The organism is Rhodococcus sp. P14 (assembly GCF_000256505.1).
Taxonomy (GTDB): domain Bacteria; phylum Actinomycetota; class Actinomycetes; order Mycobacteriales; family Mycobacteriaceae; genus Rhodococcus; species Rhodococcus ruber.
Map to the genome: position 1 here is coordinate 16,870 of NZ_AJFC01000237.1, position 18,002 is coordinate 34,871.

Annotated in this window: 19 protein-coding genes and 1 pseudogene; 11 read left to right on the forward strand and 9 right to left on the reverse strand. The window is 69.9% G+C overall.

Translation table 11 applies throughout. From position 1 onward, the window contains the following. The first annotated feature begins 246 nt into the window (after positions 1 to 246). On the forward strand, positions 247 to 570 hold the full coding sequence (locus OEY_RS0116810) for a WhiB family transcriptional regulator (protein ID WP_026137870.1): 324 nt from the start codon (positions 247 to 249) through the stop codon (positions 568 to 570). A gap of 55 nt (positions 571 to 625) precedes the next feature. On the opposite strand, the gene OEY_RS0116815 is transcribed toward OEY_RS0116810, so the two are convergent. Then, positions 626 to 1,765, reverse strand: a complete 1,140-nt coding sequence (locus OEY_RS0116815; protein WP_010595008.1) for an ArsA family ATPase — start codon at positions 1,763 to 1,765, stop codon at positions 626 to 628. After that, positions 1,762 to 2,775, reverse strand: coding sequence for an ArsA-related P-loop ATPase (locus OEY_RS0116820; RefSeq protein WP_010595009.1), 1,014 nt, complete (start codon positions 2,773 to 2,775; stop codon positions 1,762 to 1,764). The genes OEY_RS0116815 and OEY_RS0116820 overlap by 4 nt, the downstream gene beginning before the upstream one ends. 42 nt (positions 2,776 to 2,817) lie before the next feature. On the opposite strand from OEY_RS0116820, the gene OEY_RS30280 reads away from it, so the two are divergent. From OEY_RS30280 to OEY_RS0116835, 3 genes are read left to right on the forward strand one after another with little or no spacing between them, the layout of a single operon-like run. Then, on the forward strand, positions 2,818 to 2,982 hold the full coding sequence (locus OEY_RS30280) for a DUF4177 domain-containing protein (protein ID WP_006945567.1): 165 nt from the start codon (positions 2,818 to 2,820) through the stop codon (positions 2,980 to 2,982). A gap of 5 nt (positions 2,983 to 2,987) precedes the next feature. Then, positions 2,988 to 3,467 (forward strand): RidA family protein, encoded by a 480-nt coding sequence (locus OEY_RS0116830; protein WP_010595010.1) that lies wholly within the window; start codon positions 2,988 to 2,990, stop codon positions 3,465 to 3,467. 59 nt (positions 3,468 to 3,526) lie between these two features. Next, positions 3,527 to 4,315, forward strand: a complete 789-nt coding sequence (locus tag OEY_RS0116835; protein WP_010595011.1) for an MBL fold metallo-hydrolase — start codon at positions 3,527 to 3,529, stop codon at positions 4,313 to 4,315. A gap of 65 nt (positions 4,316 to 4,380) precedes the next feature. Here the strand turns inward: OEY_RS0116835 and OEY_RS0116840 are convergent, their stop codons facing one another. Both OEY_RS0116840 and OEY_RS0116845 read right to left on the reverse strand, forming a co-directional pair. Continuing rightward, positions 4,381 to 5,055 carry a Crp/Fnr family transcriptional regulator gene (locus OEY_RS0116840; RefSeq protein WP_003935274.1) on the reverse strand — a complete coding sequence of 225 codons (675 nt, stop codon included), beginning with the start codon at positions 5,053 to 5,055 and terminating at the stop codon, positions 4,381 to 4,383. 198 nt (positions 5,056 to 5,253) lie between these two features. Next, the gene (locus tag OEY_RS0116845; protein WP_026137871.1) at positions 5,254 to 5,523 is read right to left on the reverse strand and encodes a hypothetical protein; all 270 of its coding nucleotides are present in this window, start codon (positions 5,521 to 5,523) and stop codon (positions 5,254 to 5,256) included. A gap of 72 nt (positions 5,524 to 5,595) precedes the next feature. On the opposite strand from OEY_RS0116845, the gene nth reads away from it, so the two are divergent. From nth to OEY_RS0116865, 4 genes are read left to right on the forward strand one after another with little or no spacing between them, the layout of a single operon-like run. Next, positions 5,596 to 6,390: an endonuclease III gene (gene nth / locus OEY_RS0116850; protein WP_026137872.1), complete on the forward strand. Its 795-nt coding sequence runs from the start codon at positions 5,596 to 5,598 to the stop codon at positions 6,388 to 6,390. A 37-nt stretch (positions 6,391 to 6,427) separates the two neighbouring features. Beyond that, positions 6,428 to 7,051 (forward strand): TlpA family protein disulfide reductase, encoded by a 624-nt coding sequence (locus OEY_RS0116855; RefSeq protein WP_010595014.1) that lies wholly within the window; start codon positions 6,428 to 6,430, stop codon positions 7,049 to 7,051. Continuing rightward, positions 7,048 to 7,746, forward strand: a complete 699-nt coding sequence (locus OEY_RS0116860; RefSeq protein WP_010595015.1) for an NUDIX hydrolase — start codon at positions 7,048 to 7,050, stop codon at positions 7,744 to 7,746. The genes OEY_RS0116855 and OEY_RS0116860 overlap by 4 nt, the downstream gene beginning before the upstream one ends. Then, positions 7,743 to 8,933 (forward strand): MarP family serine protease, encoded by a 1,191-nt coding sequence (locus OEY_RS0116865; RefSeq protein ID WP_010595016.1) that lies wholly within the window; start codon positions 7,743 to 7,745, stop codon positions 8,931 to 8,933. Before OEY_RS0116860 ends, OEY_RS0116865 begins: the two co-directional genes overlap by 4 nt. Positions 8,934 to 8,945: 12 nt before the next feature. Here the strand turns inward: OEY_RS0116865 and OEY_RS0116870 are convergent, their stop codons facing one another. The 3 genes from OEY_RS0116870 to nhaA are packed head-to-tail and all read right to left on the reverse strand — an operon-like array spanning position 8,946 to position 11,613. Continuing rightward, complete coding sequence (locus tag OEY_RS0116870; protein WP_026137873.1) at positions 8,946 to 9,878, reverse strand: alpha/beta fold hydrolase; 933 nt, start codon at positions 9,876 to 9,878, stop codon at positions 8,946 to 8,948. 20 nt (positions 9,879 to 9,898) lie between these two features. Next, positions 9,899 to 10,399, reverse strand: coding sequence for a phage holin family protein (locus OEY_RS0116875; RefSeq protein WP_003935267.1), 501 nt, complete (start codon positions 10,397 to 10,399; stop codon positions 9,899 to 9,901). After that, positions 10,396 to 11,613, reverse strand: coding sequence for a Na+/H+ antiporter NhaA (gene nhaA / locus OEY_RS0116880; protein WP_010595018.1), 1,218 nt, complete (start codon positions 11,611 to 11,613; stop codon positions 10,396 to 10,398). The genes OEY_RS0116875 and nhaA overlap by 4 nt, the downstream gene beginning before the upstream one ends. A gap of 195 nt (positions 11,614 to 11,808) precedes the next feature. Here nhaA and OEY_RS0116885 point away from each other — a divergent pair, with 195 nt between their 5' ends. Then, complete coding sequence (locus OEY_RS0116885) at positions 11,809 to 13,182, forward strand: MFS transporter (protein ID WP_010595019.1); 1,374 nt, start codon at positions 11,809 to 11,811, stop codon at positions 13,180 to 13,182. 70 nt (positions 13,183 to 13,252) lie between these two features. Here OEY_RS0116885 and acs read toward each other — a convergent pair whose 3' ends face one another. After that, positions 13,253 to 15,190, reverse strand: coding sequence for an acetate--CoA ligase (gene acs, locus OEY_RS0116890; RefSeq protein WP_010595020.1), 1,938 nt, complete (start codon positions 15,188 to 15,190; stop codon positions 13,253 to 13,255). A 203-nt stretch (positions 15,191 to 15,393) separates the two neighbouring features. On the opposite strand from acs, the gene OEY_RS0116895 reads away from it, so the two are divergent. Further along, the gene (locus tag OEY_RS0116895) at positions 15,394 to 16,146 is read left to right on the forward strand and encodes a hypothetical protein (RefSeq protein WP_010595021.1); all 753 of its coding nucleotides are present in this window, start codon (positions 15,394 to 15,396) and stop codon (positions 16,144 to 16,146) included. Positions 16,147 to 16,573: 427 nt separating this feature from the next. On the opposite strand, the gene OEY_RS0116900 is transcribed toward OEY_RS0116895, so the two are convergent. Continuing rightward, the gene (locus OEY_RS0116900) at positions 16,574 to 17,416 is read right to left on the reverse strand and encodes an HAD-IB family hydrolase (protein ID WP_010595022.1); all 843 of its coding nucleotides are present in this window, start codon (positions 17,414 to 17,416) and stop codon (positions 16,574 to 16,576) included. A 344-nt stretch (positions 17,417 to 17,760) separates the two neighbouring features. Between OEY_RS0116900 and OEY_RS0116905 the strand changes: the two are divergent. Next, positions 17,761 to 18,002, forward strand: a pseudogene (locus OEY_RS0116905) (septum site-determining protein Ssd); the annotation flags it as partial.

Sequence of the window (18,002 nt, forward strand, 5' to 3'; positions counted from 1 at the left end):
GCCGCACGCGTTCCCGTGTCCGCGTTGCGCTGGCGAAAACCCTCCGACGTGCAGTGATGCACGGGCGTACCAGAAAAGTGTTTCTCCACCTTGCGCACGGGGAACTCTTTACCTAGATTGAGTCCTCAGTGTGATGCAGATAACACCTGAATAGGAATGTGGCGCAGAACGGTCGTGCTAGGCCGTCGATACTGCGTGCCTTCCAGGACCCCGTGACACGGCGTTCGGAGAGTAAGGGGCAACTGAATGCACATGACCACCCCGATGGCCCGGCTCGACGTAGACCAAGCAGAAGCACGCATCGCATGGGTATCGAAAGCCCGATGCCGTGAAGTGGACCCCGATCAGTTGTTCGTCCGTGGCGCCGCCCAGCGCAAGGCCGCAGTCATCTGCCGGCACTGCCCGGTGATGCTCCAGTGCGGCGCCGACGCCCTCGACAACCGCGTCGAATTCGGCGTCTGGGGCGGGATGACCGAACGTCAGCGCCGGGCGCTGCTCAAGCAGCATCCCGAAGTCGACTCCTGGGCCGACTTCTTCGAGGCTCAGCGTCAGCACCAGAACGCCGTCTGACCGATCGGCCGTCCGACCGATCAGCCGTCCGACCGATCAGTGGGAACCCGCGAGGTCATGCCTCGCGGGTCATCTGATCGGCCACGGCGCGCAGTGCCTCGAGATCCGAGACCTCGAAGGGCAGCGACGGTACGCCGACGACCGGCACCCGCGGATGCGCACTCGTGAATCGAGCCAGCAGCCGCAGCTCCCGCTTCGCCGTCACCGCCCGGTGCGCGTGGACCCGCAGCACGGCCTCGGCCGGCGCGTTCTCCTTCCGGCCCTGCTCCTCGAGCAGATCCGCCGCAGTCAGGGCGTGGTCGGCCGGTAGCGAGGACAGTGTCGGATGCGTGCGGTTGAGGATCAGCCCCGCGAGCGGCATGCGGTCCTCGGACAACCGCTCGACGAAGAACGATGCTTCCCGCAGCGCGTCCGGTTCGGCCGCCGCGACCACCATGAAGTGGGTGCCCGGCTGCTGCAGCAACTGGTAGGTGCGGTTCGCCCGCTCCCGGAACCCGCCGAACATCGAATCCAGGGACTGCACGAAAGCGGATGCGTCCGAAAGCATCTGGCTACCGACGATCGTCGAGACCGCTTTCAGGGCCAGGCCCATGGCGCCCGTCACCAACCGTCCCAGCCCCCGCCCCGGCGCGGTGAACATGCGGATCATCCGGCCGTCCAGGAACGCGCCGAGCCGCTGCGGTGCATCGAGGAAGTCCAGCGCATTGCGCGACGGCGGAGTGTCGACCACGATCAGATCCCAGGCGTCGCTCGCCGCGAGCTGCCCGAGCTTCTCCATCGCCATGTACTCCTGAGTGCCGGAGAACGACGAGGCCACGGTCTGATAGAACGGGTTGTCGAGGATCTGCTGCGCCTTTTCCGGTGTCGAGTGCTCGAGCACCATGTCGTCGAAGGTGCGGCGCATGTTCAGCATCATCGCGTGCAGCTCGCCCTTCGCGCCCGGCCCCAGCTGCACGAGCTGCGGACTGTTGTCGAGGGCCTGCACACCCAGCGCCTGAGCCAGCCGCCGGGCCGGATCGATCGTCAGCACCACGACGTTGCGGCCCTGCTCTGCGGCCCGCAGCGCCAGCGCCGCAGCGGTCGTGGTCTTGCCGACCCCGCCCGCGCCGGTGCACACGATGATGCGCGACGAGGGGTCGGCGAGGATGGACCGGACGTCGAGCGGCGGCGCATGGTGCGCCCGCGGCGCGGTCACCGCACACCCTGTTCGCCGAGCTGCTCCGCGAGCTCGTACAGCCCGCCGAGATCCACGCCGTCCGCCAGCGCGGGCAGATGCATTCGTGCCACGTTCACCTCGTCGAGTTGGGCGGCGCTGACCTGCTGCGCCTGCAGGGTGGATGCATGCTCGATCGTCTCGGTCAGCAGACCCGCGAAGTTCGCTTCGTCGAGCGCGACCCCCGCCCGGTCGAGTCCCTCGCGTACCGCGGCCGCATCGATCCGGCCGGCCGCCGCCTCGTCCACCATCTCCTCGGGCAGGAAGTCGGGTGCGGTCCGGTTAACGATCACGGTACCCAGCCGCAGGTCCGCCGCGAGCAGCTCGCTCACCGCGTCGGAGGTTTCCTGCACCGGGAGCGCCTCGAGCAGCGTGACCAGGTGGACCATGGTCTCGTCGGAGTGCAGCAGCCGCACGACCCCCTCGCTCTGGGAGCGGATCGGACCCGACTTCGCGAGGTCGGCCATCGCCTTGGTCACGTCGAGGAAGCTACCGATGCGGCCCGTGGGCGGGGAGTCCACCACGACCACGTCGTACACGGGTTCGCCGGTGCGGTCGGTGCGCACCACGGTCTCCTTGATCTTGCCGGTCAGGATCACGTCCCGCAGACCCGGCGCCAGCGTGGTCGCGAACTCGATGGCACCGATCCGGCGCATCGCCCGCCCCGCGAACCCGAGGTTGTAGAACATGTCCAGGTACTCGAGGAAGGCCGTCTCGATGTCGATGGCCAGGGCGTACACGGCGCCGCCGCTGTCCGTCGTGGCGATCTTGGTTTCGACCGGCGGCAGCGGCGGCACGTCGAACAGCTGGGCGATGCCCTGCCGTCCCTCCACCTCCACCAGGAGCACCTTGCGGCCCCCGGCCGCCAGCGCGAGGGCCAGCGCCCCCGCGACGGTCGACTTACCGGTGCCACCCTTGCCCGAGACGAAGTGCAGCCGCGCCTGCGCGGCCTTCGCCGGCCAGACGTCGTGTTCAGCAGTCGTTGATGCCACGACGTCGAGCCTATAAGTCCGGTGCGCATATAGGGTCGAGACATGAGCGAATTGACAACGTGGGAGTACGCGACGGTGCCCCTGCTGACCCATGCCACGAAGCAGATCCTGGACACGTGGGGGGCCGACGGCTGGGAACTCGTCTCGGTGCTTCCGGGACCCACCGGTGAGCAGCACGTCGCGTACCTCAAGCGCCCGAAGGGCTGACGGGCGTGGCAACAGGGGATTCCGCCGGGCAGAGCTGGACGGCACGGCTCGCCGAACTGGGCCTGAGCCTGCCGCCGGTGGCGGCGCCCGTCGCCGCGTACGTTCCCGCCGTCCGCACCGGTGACCACGTCTACACCTCCGGCCAGCTGCCGTTCGTCGACGGCGCGCTGGGCCTCGTCGGAAAGGTGGGCGCCGAGGTCGCGGCCGAGGACGCGAAGGCCGCGGCGCGCATCGCCGCGCTCAATGCGCTGGCCGCGGTGGACGACCTCGTCGGCATCGACAACCTCGTCCGCATCGTCAAGGTCGTGGGCTTCGTCGCATCGGCGGAGGGTTTCACCGGTCAGCCGGGTGTGATCAACGGCGCATCCGAACTCCTCGGCGAGGTGTTCGGGGAGGCGGGCGTGCACGCCCGGTCCGCCGTCGGCGTGGCCGAGCTGCCGCTCGGCGCACCCGTCGAGGTCGAGATCGTCGCCGAGGTGCGCTGACGGATGCGGGGTGGACCGGATCTAGAGTGGGACGCACCCCACATGGAGGAGGCCGGATCGTGACGCTGGTTCACCCCGCGTACGCACAGTTGCGGCAGGTCACCGCCAACGCCGCGGTGGTGCTGGCCGAGAACCCGTCGATGATGACGCTCGACGGCACCAACACCTGGATCCTGCGGGCCCCCGGCAGCGACGAATGCGTCGTGGTCGATCCGGGCCCGCTCGACGAGGCGCACCTCGCCCGCGTCGCGCGCGTTCCCGTGGCCTTGACGCTGGTCAGCCATCGGCACGGCGACCACACCGACGGCGCCGGCCGGTTCGCCGAACTCACCGGCACCCCGGTACGGGCCGTGGATGCCCGGCACCGGCACGGCGGGGGAGCGGGCCTGGCCGACGGCGAGACGATCGAGGCGGCCGGGCTGCGGATCCGGGTGCTCGCAACGCCGGGCCACACCGCGGACTCGTTGTCCTTCGTCGTCGAGGACGACCGCAGCGTGCTCACCGCCGACACCATCCTCGGCCGGGGCACCACCGTTCTCGACGACTCCGACGGCGACCTCGGGGACTACCTCGGGTCGCTCCGCCGGCTGATCGACCTGGGCGGCGGCTACACCGTTCTGCCCGGTCACGGACCGGATCTGCCCGACCTGGAGACCGTCGCCCGCGGCTATCTCGCCCATCGGGAGGAGCGGCTCGACCAGGTGCGGGCCGCGTTGCGAGTGCTCGGGGACGACGCCACGCCGCGATCCGTCGTCGAGCACGTGTACGCCGATGTGGACCCGTCGCTGTGGCCGGTCGCGGAGAAGTCGGTCAACGTCCAGCTCGAGTACCTGCGCAGTTTCGCCTGACCTGGGACGACCCGAGGCCGGTGCATCGACGATGCACCGGCCTCGGGTCGTTCGGAAGGGTGGGCCTACCGCGCGCGGCGGGCGAGGCGCTCCGAGTCGGAGATGAGCACGCTCTTGCCCTCGAGCCGCAGCCAGCCGCGGTGGGCGAAGTCGGCGAGCGCCTTGTTCACGGTTTCGCGGGAGGCGCCGACGAGCTGTGCGATCTCCTCCTGGGTCAGGTCGTGCGTGACGCGCAGCGCGCCCGCCTCCTGGGTGCCGAACCGCTGCGCGAGCTGCAGCAGAGCCTTCGCGACGCGACCGGGCACGTCGGTGAAGATCAGGTCGGCCAGGTTGTTGTTGGTGCGGCGCAGGCGGCGCGCGAGCACGCGCAGCAGCTGCTCGGCGATCTCCGGGCGCTGATCGATCCAGGCCTTGAGCGCGTCGCGGTCCATGCTCACGGCGCGGACCTCGGTCACGGTCGTCGCGGTGGAGGTGCGCGGGCCCGGGTCGAAGATCGACAGCTCACCGAACATGTCGGACGGACCCATGATGGTCAGCAGGTTCTCGCGCCCATCCGGGGAACGGCGGCCGAGCTTCACCTTGCCGGAGACGATGATGTACAGGCGGTCGCCCGGCTCACCCTCGTTGAAGATGACATGTCCGCGGGGGAAATCGACCGGCTGAAGCTCTTTGACCAGCGCCGCAACCGCCGAGGGTTCGACTCCTTGGAAGATGCCTGCTCTGGCCAGGACGTCGTCCACGTGCGCTCCTTTGAGGGTAATTCTCGTCGTCATGCTGCCGGGTCCGCACGACGTCCACGGGCGCCCGGACAGGCCACCTGCAACGCGTACGGAATCGAAGTCTACTGTGCGCGCCCTCGGCACGAGTGATTGACACCACGACAACCGTCGTGCCGTTCCCGCGGCAGCGCCCACGCATTCTACCGATGCGTCCCGGAATCAGCTCGCGCGGCGCTCCCCTATGTCGGACTCCGCGTCGTCGAACTCCATGACGAGGACCCGCCGCCGGCGGCGGTGGAACCGGGCGAGAGCGTGGGGGAATCCCTCCCTGGCCAGGGTGGCGACGTCGTCGTGGCTCGCCTTGTCGAGGAACTCCTCGACCTCCTGCTGGCGAACGGACAGACGGCTCAGCCGGGACTCGACCCGCTCCATCGCCAATGCGAACAGCATGAGCAGGACGGGGAAGAGCACGACAGCAAGAGCTTGCATACCGGGAAGTAAACACAAGAAAGGTCTCAGATGCGACACAGCGCCGAATCCGCGACGGGCCGGGTACGTACAGTGGAGCAGGTGCATGCGACCCCGTCCGAGAGTCCCGACGTGCGCCGACGACGCGCGTCCGGAGGCGAGCGCCCACCCGAGAGTCGGCTCGCCCTCGTGCGCCGGGCGCGTCGCATGAACCGGCGGCTCGCCGAGGCGTTTCCCCACGTGTACTGCGAACTCGACTTCACCACGCCACTCGAGCTGGCGGTCGCCACGATCCTGTCCGCCCAGTGCACGGATGTGCGGGTCAACCAGGTGACCCCGGCACTGTTCGCCCGCTACCCGGATGCCCGCGCCTACGCCGAGGCCGACCGCGCCGAGCTCGAGGAGTACATCCGGTCCACCGGCTTCTACCGCAACAAGGCCAACTCCCTGATCGGGCTCGGCCAGGCCCTGCTCGAGCGGTTCGACGGCGAGGTGCCACGCCGGCTCGAGGATCTCGTCACACTTCCCGGATTCGGGCGCAAGACCGCCAACGTCGTCCTCGGCAACGCGTTCGGCGTTCCCGGCATCACCGTCGACACCCACTTCCAGCGCCTCGTGCACCGCTGGAAGTGGACCGGGGAAACCGACCCGGTCAAGATCGAACACGCCGTCGGTGCGCTCGTCGAACGCAAGGAATGGACCCTGCTCTCGCATCGGGTGATCTTCCACGGCCGGCGCGTGTGCCACGCCCGCAAACCCGCCTGCGGCATCTGCGTACTGGCCAAGGACTGCCCGTCCTACGGCATCGGACCGACCGACCCCGTGACCGCCGCCGCGCTGGTGAAGGGACCGGAGACCGAGCACCTGCTCGAACTGGCCGGACGGTGACCCGGTGCAACTGACCCGCGCAGGCCGCTGGAGCCTGGTGGCACTCGTCGTCGTGGTGGCGCTGATCGTCGCGATCTGGCCCCGCGACACCGACGATCCGGCACCGCCCGTCGACGGTGCCCGGCCGGCCGCGGCGCCGGTGGACCGCCGGGCCCAGGACACCCCCGAGGCCCTCGCGCCGCTGCGTGCCGCGGCGGCGCTCGAGGCCTGCCCGGCCCCGGCCGGGAACGGAGCGGGGCCGCTTGCGGGGCTGCGGTTCGAGTGTCTCGGCGACGGCAGCAGCGTCGACCTGGCGGCCGCGCTCGCGGGACGGCCCGCCCTGGTGAACCTGTGGGCGTGGTGGTGCGGGCCGTGCGCCGAAGAACTGCCCTACCTGCAGGAGTACGCGCAGCGTGCCGGGGATGCGGTCACGGTCGTCACCGTCCACACCGATCCCAACGAGGCCAACGCCCTGTCCCGGCTCGCGGAGTACGCCGTGCAGCTGCCGGGGGTGCAGGACGGGTCCGCGCGGGCGCAGGCCGCGGTGCAGTCGCCGCCGGTGCTGCCGGTGACGGTGCTGCTGCGGCCCGACGGTTCGGTCGCCAAGGTGCTGCCCCAGCCGTTCCGCAGCGCCGACGAGGTCGCCGCCGCCGTGGAGTACCACCTGGGAGTGAAGGTATGACGCCGTACTGGCTGCGCCACGTGTCCACCGTCCTGCCGAGCGATCCGCACCGGGTCAACCCCGTGCTCGACCGCCGGGCTCCGAGCGGGGTTCCCGTTCGTCCCGCGGCCGTGCTCGTACTGTTCGGCGGCTCGCCCGAACCCGATCCCCTGGCCCGGGGCGGACTGCCCGCCGACGCGGACGTCCTGCTCACCCAGCGGGCGCCGACGATGCGTCAGCACAGCGGACAGGTCGCGTTCCCCGGTGGTGCCGCCGACCCGGAGGACGACGGCGCGGTCGCGACCGCGCTGCGCGAGGCGCAGGAGGAGACAGGCCTCGACCCCGCGGGTGTCCGCCCGCTGACGGTGCTGCCGGAGATCTTCATCCCGCCGTCCGGGTTCGACGTCACCCCGGTGGTGGCCTTCTGGGAGAAGCCCACTCCCATCGGGGTGGTCGACCCCCGCGAGGCGGTCCGGGTGGTCCGGGTGTCCCTGCACGACCTGCTCGACCCGGACAATCGCTTCCAGATCCGGCACGAGCGGGGCTACCAGGGACCGGCGTTCCTGGTGGAGGACATGCTCGTGTGGGGATTCACCGCGGGGATCCTCGCAGGCCTGTTCGCGGTGTCGGGCTGGGAGATCGAGTGGGACCACAGCGACATCCGTGACTTCGACGTCACGCTCGCCGAGCTCGAGACAGGGGTGGTCGAACCGTGACGCCGTCCGGATGGATCGATCTGCTCATCCTGCTGGTCGTGCTCGTGGCCGCGTCGTCCGGCCTGCGGCAGGGCGCGGTGGCGTCCGCGCTGGCGTTCCTCGGCGTGGTGCTCGGCGCGGTCGCCGGCATCCTGATCGCCCCGCACGTGCTCGTGCACGTCGAGGAGGGACGGATGCGGATCCTCGCCGGGATCGCGCTCATCGTCGTCCTCGTCATCATCGGCGAGGTCGCGGGCATGGTGCTCGGCCGGGCGGCCCGGAGCAACATGCACAGCCCCGTCGCGCGGGGCGTCGACAGCGTGGTCGGGGCCGGCCTGCAGGCCGTGGCGGTGCTGGTGGCGGCATGGCTGCTCGCCATTCCGCTCACCGCCTCGTCCCAGCCGGAGATCTCCGCGGCCGTGCGCGGGTCCCGGGTGCTGAGCACGGTCGACGTGCTGGCCCCGGACTGGTTGCGCGGGGTCCCGAAGGAGTTCTCTGCGCTGCTCGACACCTCGGGCCTGCCGGACGTCATCGGCCCGTTCGGACGCACCCCGGTCGCCGAGGTGGAGCCACCGGACCCGAGTGTGCTCGCCAGTCCCGTCGCGCTCGACCTGCACCCGAGTGTGCTGCGCATCAACGGCATCGCGCCGACCTGCCAGCGCGCGCTCGAGGGCTCAGGGTTCGTCGTCGCGCCCGAACGCGTCATGACCAACGCCCACGTCGTCGCCGGCACGTCGGCAGTGTCGGTGCAGACGCTGGGCGGGGCGCTCGACGCCGAGGTCGTGCTGTTCGATCCCGCGGTCGACGTCGCGATCCTCTCGGTGCCGGGACTCGACGTGGCACCGCTCGAATTCGCCCCGGCCCCGGCCGACTCGGGGCAGGACGCCCTCGTCCTGGGCTATCCCGGCGGCGGCCCCTACACGGCGAGTGCCGCGCGCATCCGGGAGACGCTCGACCTGCAGGGACCGGACATCTACCGCTCGGGCACCGTCGAGCGAGAGGTGTACACCGTCCGCGGGTCCATCCGGCAGGGCAACTCCGGCGGTCCGCTCGTCGACGAGCAGGGCCGGGTCCTGGGTGTCGTGTTCGGGGCGGCCGTGGACAACAGCGATACCGGATTCGTGCTGACCGCGGCGGAGGTCAGCAGTCAGCTGGCACTGGCCGACGATTCGTTCGCAGCGGTGGCGACGGGGACCTGCATCGCCTGAATCCCGGGGCTCCTAGAGCCCGGCGGCGAAGTCGAGCAGCGCGGCGGTCACGTCGTCGGCACGCTCCTGATGGGCGTAGTGCCCGGCGTCGTCGATCATGAGCAACTTCCGGCCGGGAGCGTGACGGACGCACCGGCGCACGGTCGCCGGCACGACGTACGGGTCCCGCGCGCCGTGCAGTTGCAGGACCGGCAGCGTCAGCGTCTTGTCCATCGCCGCCATGAACCGTCGCCCGTCCGGCCGCCACTGGCTGCGGAAGGCCCAGCGCTGGTACTCGAGCGTGCAGTGTGCGGTGCCGGGAATGCGGATGGCCGAGCGCATCCGCTCGGCGACCTCCCGGAATTCGTCCGACTGCTGCCACCGTGCGCCCGCGCGGGCCCGCAGCAGTCGTTCGATCTCCCAGCCGTCGTCGCGCACGAGCTTGCGTTCGGGCCGCCACGGCACCTGGTAGGCGAGGAACGTGGGCAGCAGCGCCGCCCGCTGCGCCCGGTCGTGCAGCGTCGCGTCCCGCAGTGAGATCGGATGCGGCGAGTCCACGAGGGCGATCGCCCGGACGAGCCGCGGGTGCAGCACGGCCGTCGCCCAGCACACCAGCCCGCCGTCGGCGTGCCCGACCAGCGTCGCCTCCGAGCAGCCCAGGGCGCGGATGAGTCCTGCGACGTCGCCCGAGAGGGTCCAGCCGTCGTAGCCGCGCGGGGGCTTGTCGGAGTCGCCGTAGCCGCGCAGATCGACGGCGACGGCGCGGTAGCCGGCGTCCGCGAAGGCGGTGAGCTGGTGCCGCCACGACCACCACAGGTCGGCGAACCCGTGCAGGAACAGCGCCAGCGGTGCGTCGGGGCCGGACGGGCCGGCTTCGACGGCGTGCAGACGGATGCCGTTGGCGTGGATGTCGCGGTGCGTCCACGGCCCGGGGAACCGGACCGTGGACGGGTCGGGGAGGGACACGGTGCCCTGCACGTGGAGGATCAGCGCGCGTGCCGGGGGCCCGCTGCCGGCTCCGCGTCGTGTTGCTGCGGCAGGACGGTACGAGCCTGCCTGAGCGAGTCGATGGTCTTCTCCGGGGCGCGCAGTTTGCGCACCCGCAGGTACCCGATCAGGGCGAAGATCGCCGTGACCACGACCATGATGAGGAAGACGATCAGGAACGCCAGCCAGCGGGGCGTCCAGATGTCGATCAGTTCGGCGAGGAAGAAGAAGAAGAAGAACGAACTGAACACCAGGACCGCGAAGGCCAGGATGAAGAACAGACTGCCCTGCAGGCCCTTCTTCACCTCGCCGGTGACCTCGGCCTTGGCGAGTTCGACCTCGGCGCGGAACAGCGTCGAGACCTGTGCTGTGGCGTCGCGGACCAGGTCCCCGATGCTCGCTTCCTGAGGAGTGCGGGCGCGCACCTCGGTCAGCGGAATGGACGAGATGCTCGTCGGTACCCCGTCACCCTGCTTCCGGTTCCCGTTCGTCACGCTCACTTGTCGACCCCTCCAGTTGATTCGTATTGCCTACGGTGGGCTCGCCCACGCCGTAACAGTAGCGTCGATCCCAGCAGCGAGGCGATCAGTGACGTGACGAGGACCGACGCCTTCGCGATCTCCGCGGGCGCCCCGCCGTCGATTCCGGCGAGCGAGAGGTCGGCGATGAGCAGGCTCACGGTGAATCCGATGCCGCCGAGTACGGCGAGGGCCAGCAGGTCCGGCCATGCCAGCCCGGCGGGCCTGGTGGCCACGCCTGTCCGGATCGCGAGCCAGGATGCGCCGAAGATGCCGACCGTCTTGCCGATCAGCAGGCCCAGCAGAACGGACAGGCCCACCGGACTGGTGAACACATCGGCGAGGACCTCGCCGTCGATGGGAACGCCGGAGGCGAACAGCGCGAACAGCGGCACACACAGGCCGGCGGACCAGGGTTGGAGGTCGTGAGCGAGCCGCTCGGCCGGTGCCCGCCGCTCACCCGGGTCGGCGCGGACGCGGGTGAGCAGACCCAGCACGACGCCCGCGATGGTGGCGTGGATGCCGGCCTCGTGCATGCCGTACCAGGTGAGCAGCGCGAGCGGGACGTACAGCCACGGGGTCGTGATCCGCCGGTGCTGGGCGTACCAGTAGGCGGCGGCGCACGCGACGGTCCCGAGCAGCCACAGCGCCGCGATGGACGTGGTGAACAGGACGGCAATCAGTGCGATGCCGATGAGATCGTCGACGACGGCGAGGCTGAGCAGGAAGACACGCGCGCCGGTGGGGATGCGGGAACCGGTGAGGGCGAGAACTCCGAGGGCGAAGGCGATGTCGGTGGCGACGGGGATCGCCCAGCCGCGGTCCATGCCCGGCGTGCCCCACCCGACGGTGGCGGCGATGAGTGCCGGCAGCAGCACGCCGCCGCAGGCCGCGATGACCGGCAGCAGGGCCTTCTTGCGGTCTGCAAGTTCACCGATCACGAGTTCGCGTTTGAGTTCGAGTCCGGCGACGAAGAAGAACACGGCGAGCAGGCCGTCCTGTGCCCAGGTGCCTACGGTGAGATGCAGGTGCAGCGCCTCCGGCCCGACGGTGAAGTCGCGCAGCCTCTCGTAGGCGGGACCGAGCGGGGAGTTGACCCACAGGACGGCGACGGCGGCGGCGACGAGGAGGATCGCGCCACCGACGGTCTCGGTGCGTAGATACCGAGTGAGTTCCGAGCGCAGTGGCTGATTCACGAAGGCCTTTCGATCGACGAATCCGCGGGGCGATGGGGCTGCCGCCGACCAGGATTCCCAGCGCACCCAGCGACGAATCGTATCCCCGTCCGTCCGGTCGGCGGATGTCCGATTTGATTCGTTCCGGAAAGGAGGTGTTCACTTTCCTAGAAGCTGGGATCGTTTCCCATCATGTGAATCTCTGGAGCTGGTTTCGTGAGCACTTCCCTCGACAACACCGCCGGCCGAGACGGATCGCTGGTCGCGGGAGTACCGCGCAGCCGCATCATCGTCGCGAGCACCGTCGGCACCTCGATCGAGTTCTACGACTTCTACATCTATGCGACCGCCGCCGTCTCGGTGTTCCCGCACCTGTTCTTCCCGAAGGGCAACGGCACCACCGCTCTGCTCGCCTCGCTCGCGACGTTCGGTCTCGCGTTCGTCGCCCGTCCGGTCGGCTCGATCCTGTTCGGTCACTTCGGCGATCGCATCGGCCGCAAAGCCACCCTCGTCGGTTCGCTGCTGACCATGGGCGTCGCGACCTTCCTCATCGGCATCCTGCCCACGTACCACCAGGTGGGTCTGCTGGCCCCGGCGCTGCTCGCACTCATGCGCTTCTGTCAGGGCCTCGGCCTCGGGGGCGAATGGAGCGGCGCGGCACTGCTGGCCACCGAAACCGCCGAGAAGGGCAAGCGGGCGTGGGCCGCCATGTGGCCACAGCTGGGCGCGCCGATCGGATTCTTCCTGGCCAACGGCCTGTTCCTGATCATCACCCTGTTCCTGAACCACAACAACGCCGAGCCCGACCTGGACAGCGCGTTCCTGACGTGGGGCTGGCGGATCCCGTTCCTGCTCAGCGCGGTGATGGTGATCATCGGCCTCTACGTGCGGCTCAAGCTGGAGGAGACGCCGGTGTTCGCCCGCGCCGTCGCCGAGGGCAAGAAGGTCAAGACCCCGCTGGCCGAGGTCTTCCGGACCAGCTGGCGTCAGCTGATCATCGGCACATTCGTGATGCTCGCGACGTACACCCTCTTCTACATCATGACGACCTGGGTGCTCAGCCACGGCACCGGGAAGACCCCCGCGCAAGGCGGCACCGGCGCCGGGTTCCAGTACTCGGACTTCCTGGTGCTGCAGCTGGTCGCGGTGCTGTTCTTCGCAGCCGCCATTCCGGTGTCCGGCCGGCTCGCCGACCGTTACGGTCGCCGCATCACCCTGCTCGTCGTCACCGGGATCATCATGGCGTTCGGCCTGACCTTCGGGATCCTGCTCGACCCGGAGGACATGGGCGAACCGCGCATGCTGCTGTTCCTCGTCCTCGGCATGATCCTGATGGGCTTCACCTTCGGTCCCATGAGCGCCGTGCTGCCCGAGCTGTTCCCCACCAACGTGCGCTACACCGGGTCGGGCATCGCCTACAACGTGTCGAGCATCCTCGGCGCCGCCGTCGCCCCGTTCATCGCGACGTGGCTCGCCACGACCTACGGGGTCGGCTGGGTGGGTGTGTATCTCCTGGCCGCGGCCGCACTCACCTTCGTCGCGCTGCTCGTGATGCACGAGACCAAGGATCGCCGGCTGGACGAGGTGTAGGCCGCTCCGCGGCCGGTGTGCCCTTTGGGCTGTTGGGGCCGCCCAAAGGGCACACCGGCAGCTTCGCTGCCTACTTGCTCTGGGAACGGATGGCTTCGAAGACCTTCGGGTCCACGAGGGTGGAGGTGTCGCCGAGTTCGCGGCCCTCGGCGACGTCGCGCAGCAGGCGGCGCATGATCTTGCCGGAACGGGTCTTGGGCAGTTCCGGCACGACGGAGATCTGCCGGGGCTTGGCGATCGGGGAGATCTCGGTGGAGACCTGGTTGCGCAGTTCCGCGATCAGCGCATCGCCGGTGTTCTCCACGCCCTCGCGCAGGATGACGAACGCGACGATGCCCTGGCCGGTGGTCTCGTCGGCGGCACCGACGACGGCGGCCTCGGCGACGGCCGGGTGCCCGACGAGTGCGGACTCGACCTCGGAGGTCGAGATGCGGTGCCCGGAGACGTTCATGACGTCGTCGACGCGGCCGAGGACCCACAGGGCGCCGTCCTCGTCGTAGCGGGCGCCGTCACCGGCGAAGTACCAGCCCTCCTCGGCGTACCGGGACCAGTAGGTGTCCTTGTACCGGTCCATGTCGCCCCAGATGCCGCGCAACATCGACGGCCACGGCTGATCGAGCACCAGGTAGCCGTTGCCGCCGGCCCCGAGCGGGGCCGCGTTGTCGTCGACGATCTTGGCGGAGATGCCCGGCAGCGGCGCCATCGCCGAGCCCGGCTTGGTGGCGGTGATGCCCGGCAGCGGGGAGATCATGATCGCGCCGGTCTCGGTCTGCCACCAGGTGTCCACGATGGGGGCCTTGCCCGAGCCGATGACCTCCCGGAACCAGCGCCACGCCTCCGGGTTGATCGGCTCACCCACCGAACCCAGCAACCGGATCGAGGACAGGTCGTGGGCGTCGGGGATCTGCCGGCCCCACTTCATGAAGGTGCGGATCAGGGTGGGGGCGGTGTAGTAGATGCTCACCCCGTACTTTTCGATGATCTCGAAGTGCCGGTGCTCGTTCGGCGAGTTCGGGGTGCCCTCGTAGACCACCTGGGTCGCGCCGTTGGACAGCGGGCCGTACACGATGTAGCTGTGCCCGGTGACCCAGCCGATGTCGGCGGTGCACCAGTACACGTCGCGGCCCGGCTTGTGGTCGAACACGTAGTGGTGGGTGTACGAGGCCTGCGTCAGGTAGCCACCAGAGGTGTGGACGATTCCCTTGGGCTTACCGGTGGTGCCCGAGGTGTAGAGGATGAACAGGGGATGTTCGGCGTCGAACGGCTGGGCCTCGTGCTCGGCGGAGGCCTTGTCCACCGTCTCGTGCCACCACAGGTCGCGTCCGTCGGTCCAGTCGACGTCGATGCCGGTGCGCTTGACCACCAGCACGTGCTGCACCGACGCGGCCTCGGCGAGGGCCTCGTCGGCGGCCGGCTTGAGCGGAGCGGCCTGGCCACGGCGCCACTGTCCGTCGACGGTGACCACCAGCTTGGCGCGGGCGTCGTCGATGCGCGAGCGCAGCGCGTGCGAGGAGAACCCGCCGAAGACCACCGAGTGGGTCAGGCCCAGGCGCGCGCAGGCGAGCATCGTCACGATCGCCTCGGGGATCATCGGCATGTAGATCGCCACCCGGTCGCCGGCGACCAGGCCCAGGTCGGTGAAGGTGTTCGCCGCCTTGGACACCTCGGCGAGCAGGTCGTTGTAGGTCAGCGCCCGCGAATCGCCGGGCTCGCCCTCGAAGTGGATGGCGACCCGGTCGCCGTTGCCGGCGAGCACGTGCCGGTCGACGCAGTTGTAGGCGACGTTGAGTTGCCCGCCGACGAACCACTTGGCCACCGGCGCGTCGGACCAGTCCAGCACCTCGGTCCACGGCGTGGCCCAGTCCAGCCGCTGCGCCTGCGTCGCCCAGAACCCGAGCCGGTCGGCGTCCGCGGCGGCCTGCAACTCGGGACCGGCGTTGGCGGTGGCGACGAACTCGGGGCTCGGTGGGTACACCTGCTGTTCGTGGTCCTGCGCTGCGCTCGTCATGGTTGCGGGGCCTCTTTCCGGTCGGTCCAAACAGTTCGGGCACCTGTGAGGGTAGTCACCTGTGACCGACATCGCACCGTTGCATACGGCTGCAACCTGCTCACTTTCGACGATCGGTCGGTCCCGCGCGACGGGCGGTCGGCCTCCGCGTCCAGCGGAACCGGCGCCCGGGCAGTCGGCACCGGCCGGTACCGTCGGATGCCGTGACCGACCCCTTGCAGCCCCTGCTCGACCTGCCCGGAGTGCGCGATGCCGCGGACCGCGCGCGCGACGCCCTCGCCGAGGTGCACCGGCACAAGACCAACCGGCGCGGCTGGCCGAACACCGCCGCCGAGGCGTCGGTCCGGGCCGCCCGGGCCTCGGCCGCGCTCGACGGTGGATCCATGGAGCTGCCCACGCCGGGGGAGGCGGGTGAGCCGATTCTGACGGGCGCACTGCGAGTGGCGCAGGCGCTCGACGGCGACGGCCTGGCCGTCATGGTGTCCACCTGGCAGCGCGCGCCCTTGCAGACCCTCGCACGTCTGCATCTGCTCGCGGCGGCCGACCTCGTCGACGATCCGGAGGTGCTGGGCCGGCCCCGCCCGGAGCCGGGCGTGGGGGAGCGGCTCGACGCCCTCGCGCAGTTGGTGACCGGTGGTACCCGGGCACCCGCCCCGGTGCTGGCCGCGGTGGTGCACGGCGAGCTGGCGGTGCTGCGTCCCTTCGGAGTGGCCGACGGCGTGATCGCCCGGTCGGCGTCGCGCCTCGTGTCGGTCGCGAGTGGGCTGGACGTGCACAATCTGGGCGTGCCCGAGGTGAGCTGGATGCGTCGCGCCCAGGCCTACCGCGACGGGCTCGCGGGTTTCGAGTCGGGCACCGCGGTCGGCGTCGGCGGCTGGGTCGTCTTCTGCTGCGGCGGGCTGGAAGCGGGCGCGCGGGAGGCGACATCGATCGCGGACGCCTTCGCCGGCGGCTAGTCCGAGCGGTGCGGCTGGTTAGAGCAGTGAATCAGGCTGCCCGACATCGTTTTCGGGCCATGTCGTCACATGTAAGCGGGCGACGTCGCCGAATGACTTCGGTGGCGTCGCCCGCCAGCACGGACTGCCGAGTTACCAAGCGTGCTGCATGGGTTGTGTGTCACTGGCCTCGGCGAGGGTTCGGATATCGCTGGTTCGTCCTCGCAACGGGTGCGGGGTGCTCGCCGTCGAAGACCCGAATCTCGCAAGCCCACAACGCTTTTGCCCTTATAGTGGCATCGGCTCCGCGTGGGTGCTCGGTGTCCGTGCTGGGAAGTCCGGTCGGGAGATCGAACCTTCTCTTCCGATTCGCTCTTGGCCTTCCGTCCTTCCGTAACTCCTTTCTACTCCCGGTCTCACAGGGGGGCAAGTCCCATTTTCGGGACCGTCACCCCCGGGGCGTGAACCCGCGCCGGTGCCTCCGGCGCAACGCCAGGTACGCCGCGGCGCCCGCGGCCGCCGCGCCCGCGGTGATCGCGGCCGTCGCGGCGACCACGGCCGGCGACGTCGTGGTGAATCGGTGCAGGAGCGGGACGGGACGGATGAAAGTGAGTATGGGCCAATCATTTTCGACTGCTTCGCGGCGCAGTACCCGATCCGGGTTCACCGCCCGCGGATGACCCACGGCCCGCAACATCGGGATGTCCGTCGACGAGTCCGAGTACGCGTAGCAGCGTGCGAGATCGTACCCGTACTGCAGCGCCAGCGCCTGGATTGCCTCCGCCTTGGCCTCCCCGTAGCAGTAGAACTCCAGCTCCCCGGCGTAGCGGCCGTCCTCGATCCGCATCCGGCTCGCGGTGCTGTGCGTCGCCCCGAGCGCCGTCGCGATGGGGGTGACCACCTCCTCCCCGGACGCGGACACGATGATCACGTCGTGTCCCCGGAGCCGGTGGTCCGCGATGAGATCGGCCGCCTCGGCGAAGACCAGCGGGTCCACGATGTCGTGCAGTGTCTCGGCGACGATCGCCTTGATCTGCTCGACATCCCAGCCGGTACACATCGCCGCGATGTGGGCACGCATGCGCTCCACCTGATCGTGGTCGGCGCCGGACAGCATGAACAGGAACTGGGCGTAGCTGCTCTTGAGCACCGCCCGCCGGTTGAGGAGCCCCTGGGCGAAGAACGGCTTGCTGAAGGCGAGCGCGCTGGACTTCGCGATGACGGTCTTGTCGAGATCGAAGAAGGCGGCGATTCGGCCGGACGGGGTCGGGTCCACGGTCGCGTCGGTCACGGCACCACAATAGGTGTGGCTGCATCTTCCCGGTACGTCCCGTGATCCGGCCCGTCGTCGGGCGCCTCCACCTGCGTGGAACACGCGACGGTTGAACTTGCAAATATCGGGTCCCGGCGTAGTATCGACCTCACCTGGACATAGTCCAGGGGGTGTTCAGCCCGACCCCCCGGGGCTGAACATGACGACCCTCGCCTCCTCCCCCCCTGGCGAGGGTCGTCCTCTGTTCCGGGACCTTTCGAAGCCCGGCGTGTTCATCCACAGGCGGCGCATTCATCCACAGATTCGCCGATTCGCCCCGCCTCGGCTTCCGGCACCCTCGTTCGGCGCGCAAGCTGGGCGCCATGAACGACGTCCTGGCCCTCGTCGACGATCCCGCCCTGACGGCGAGCCTGCACCGCGTGGCGGCCGCCACCGACCGCACCGTCGGCGCGGCGGCGATGCCACCGCCGCGCAGAACCTGGCTCGACGCGGGACTCGTCGTGGTCGACCGAACCGCAGCCCTGCTCTGCGCGCAGCAGCTTCCCCGTCGAGGCGGCATCGTCCTGGTCACTGCCGGCGGGGCCGACCTCCCCGACTGGCAGGG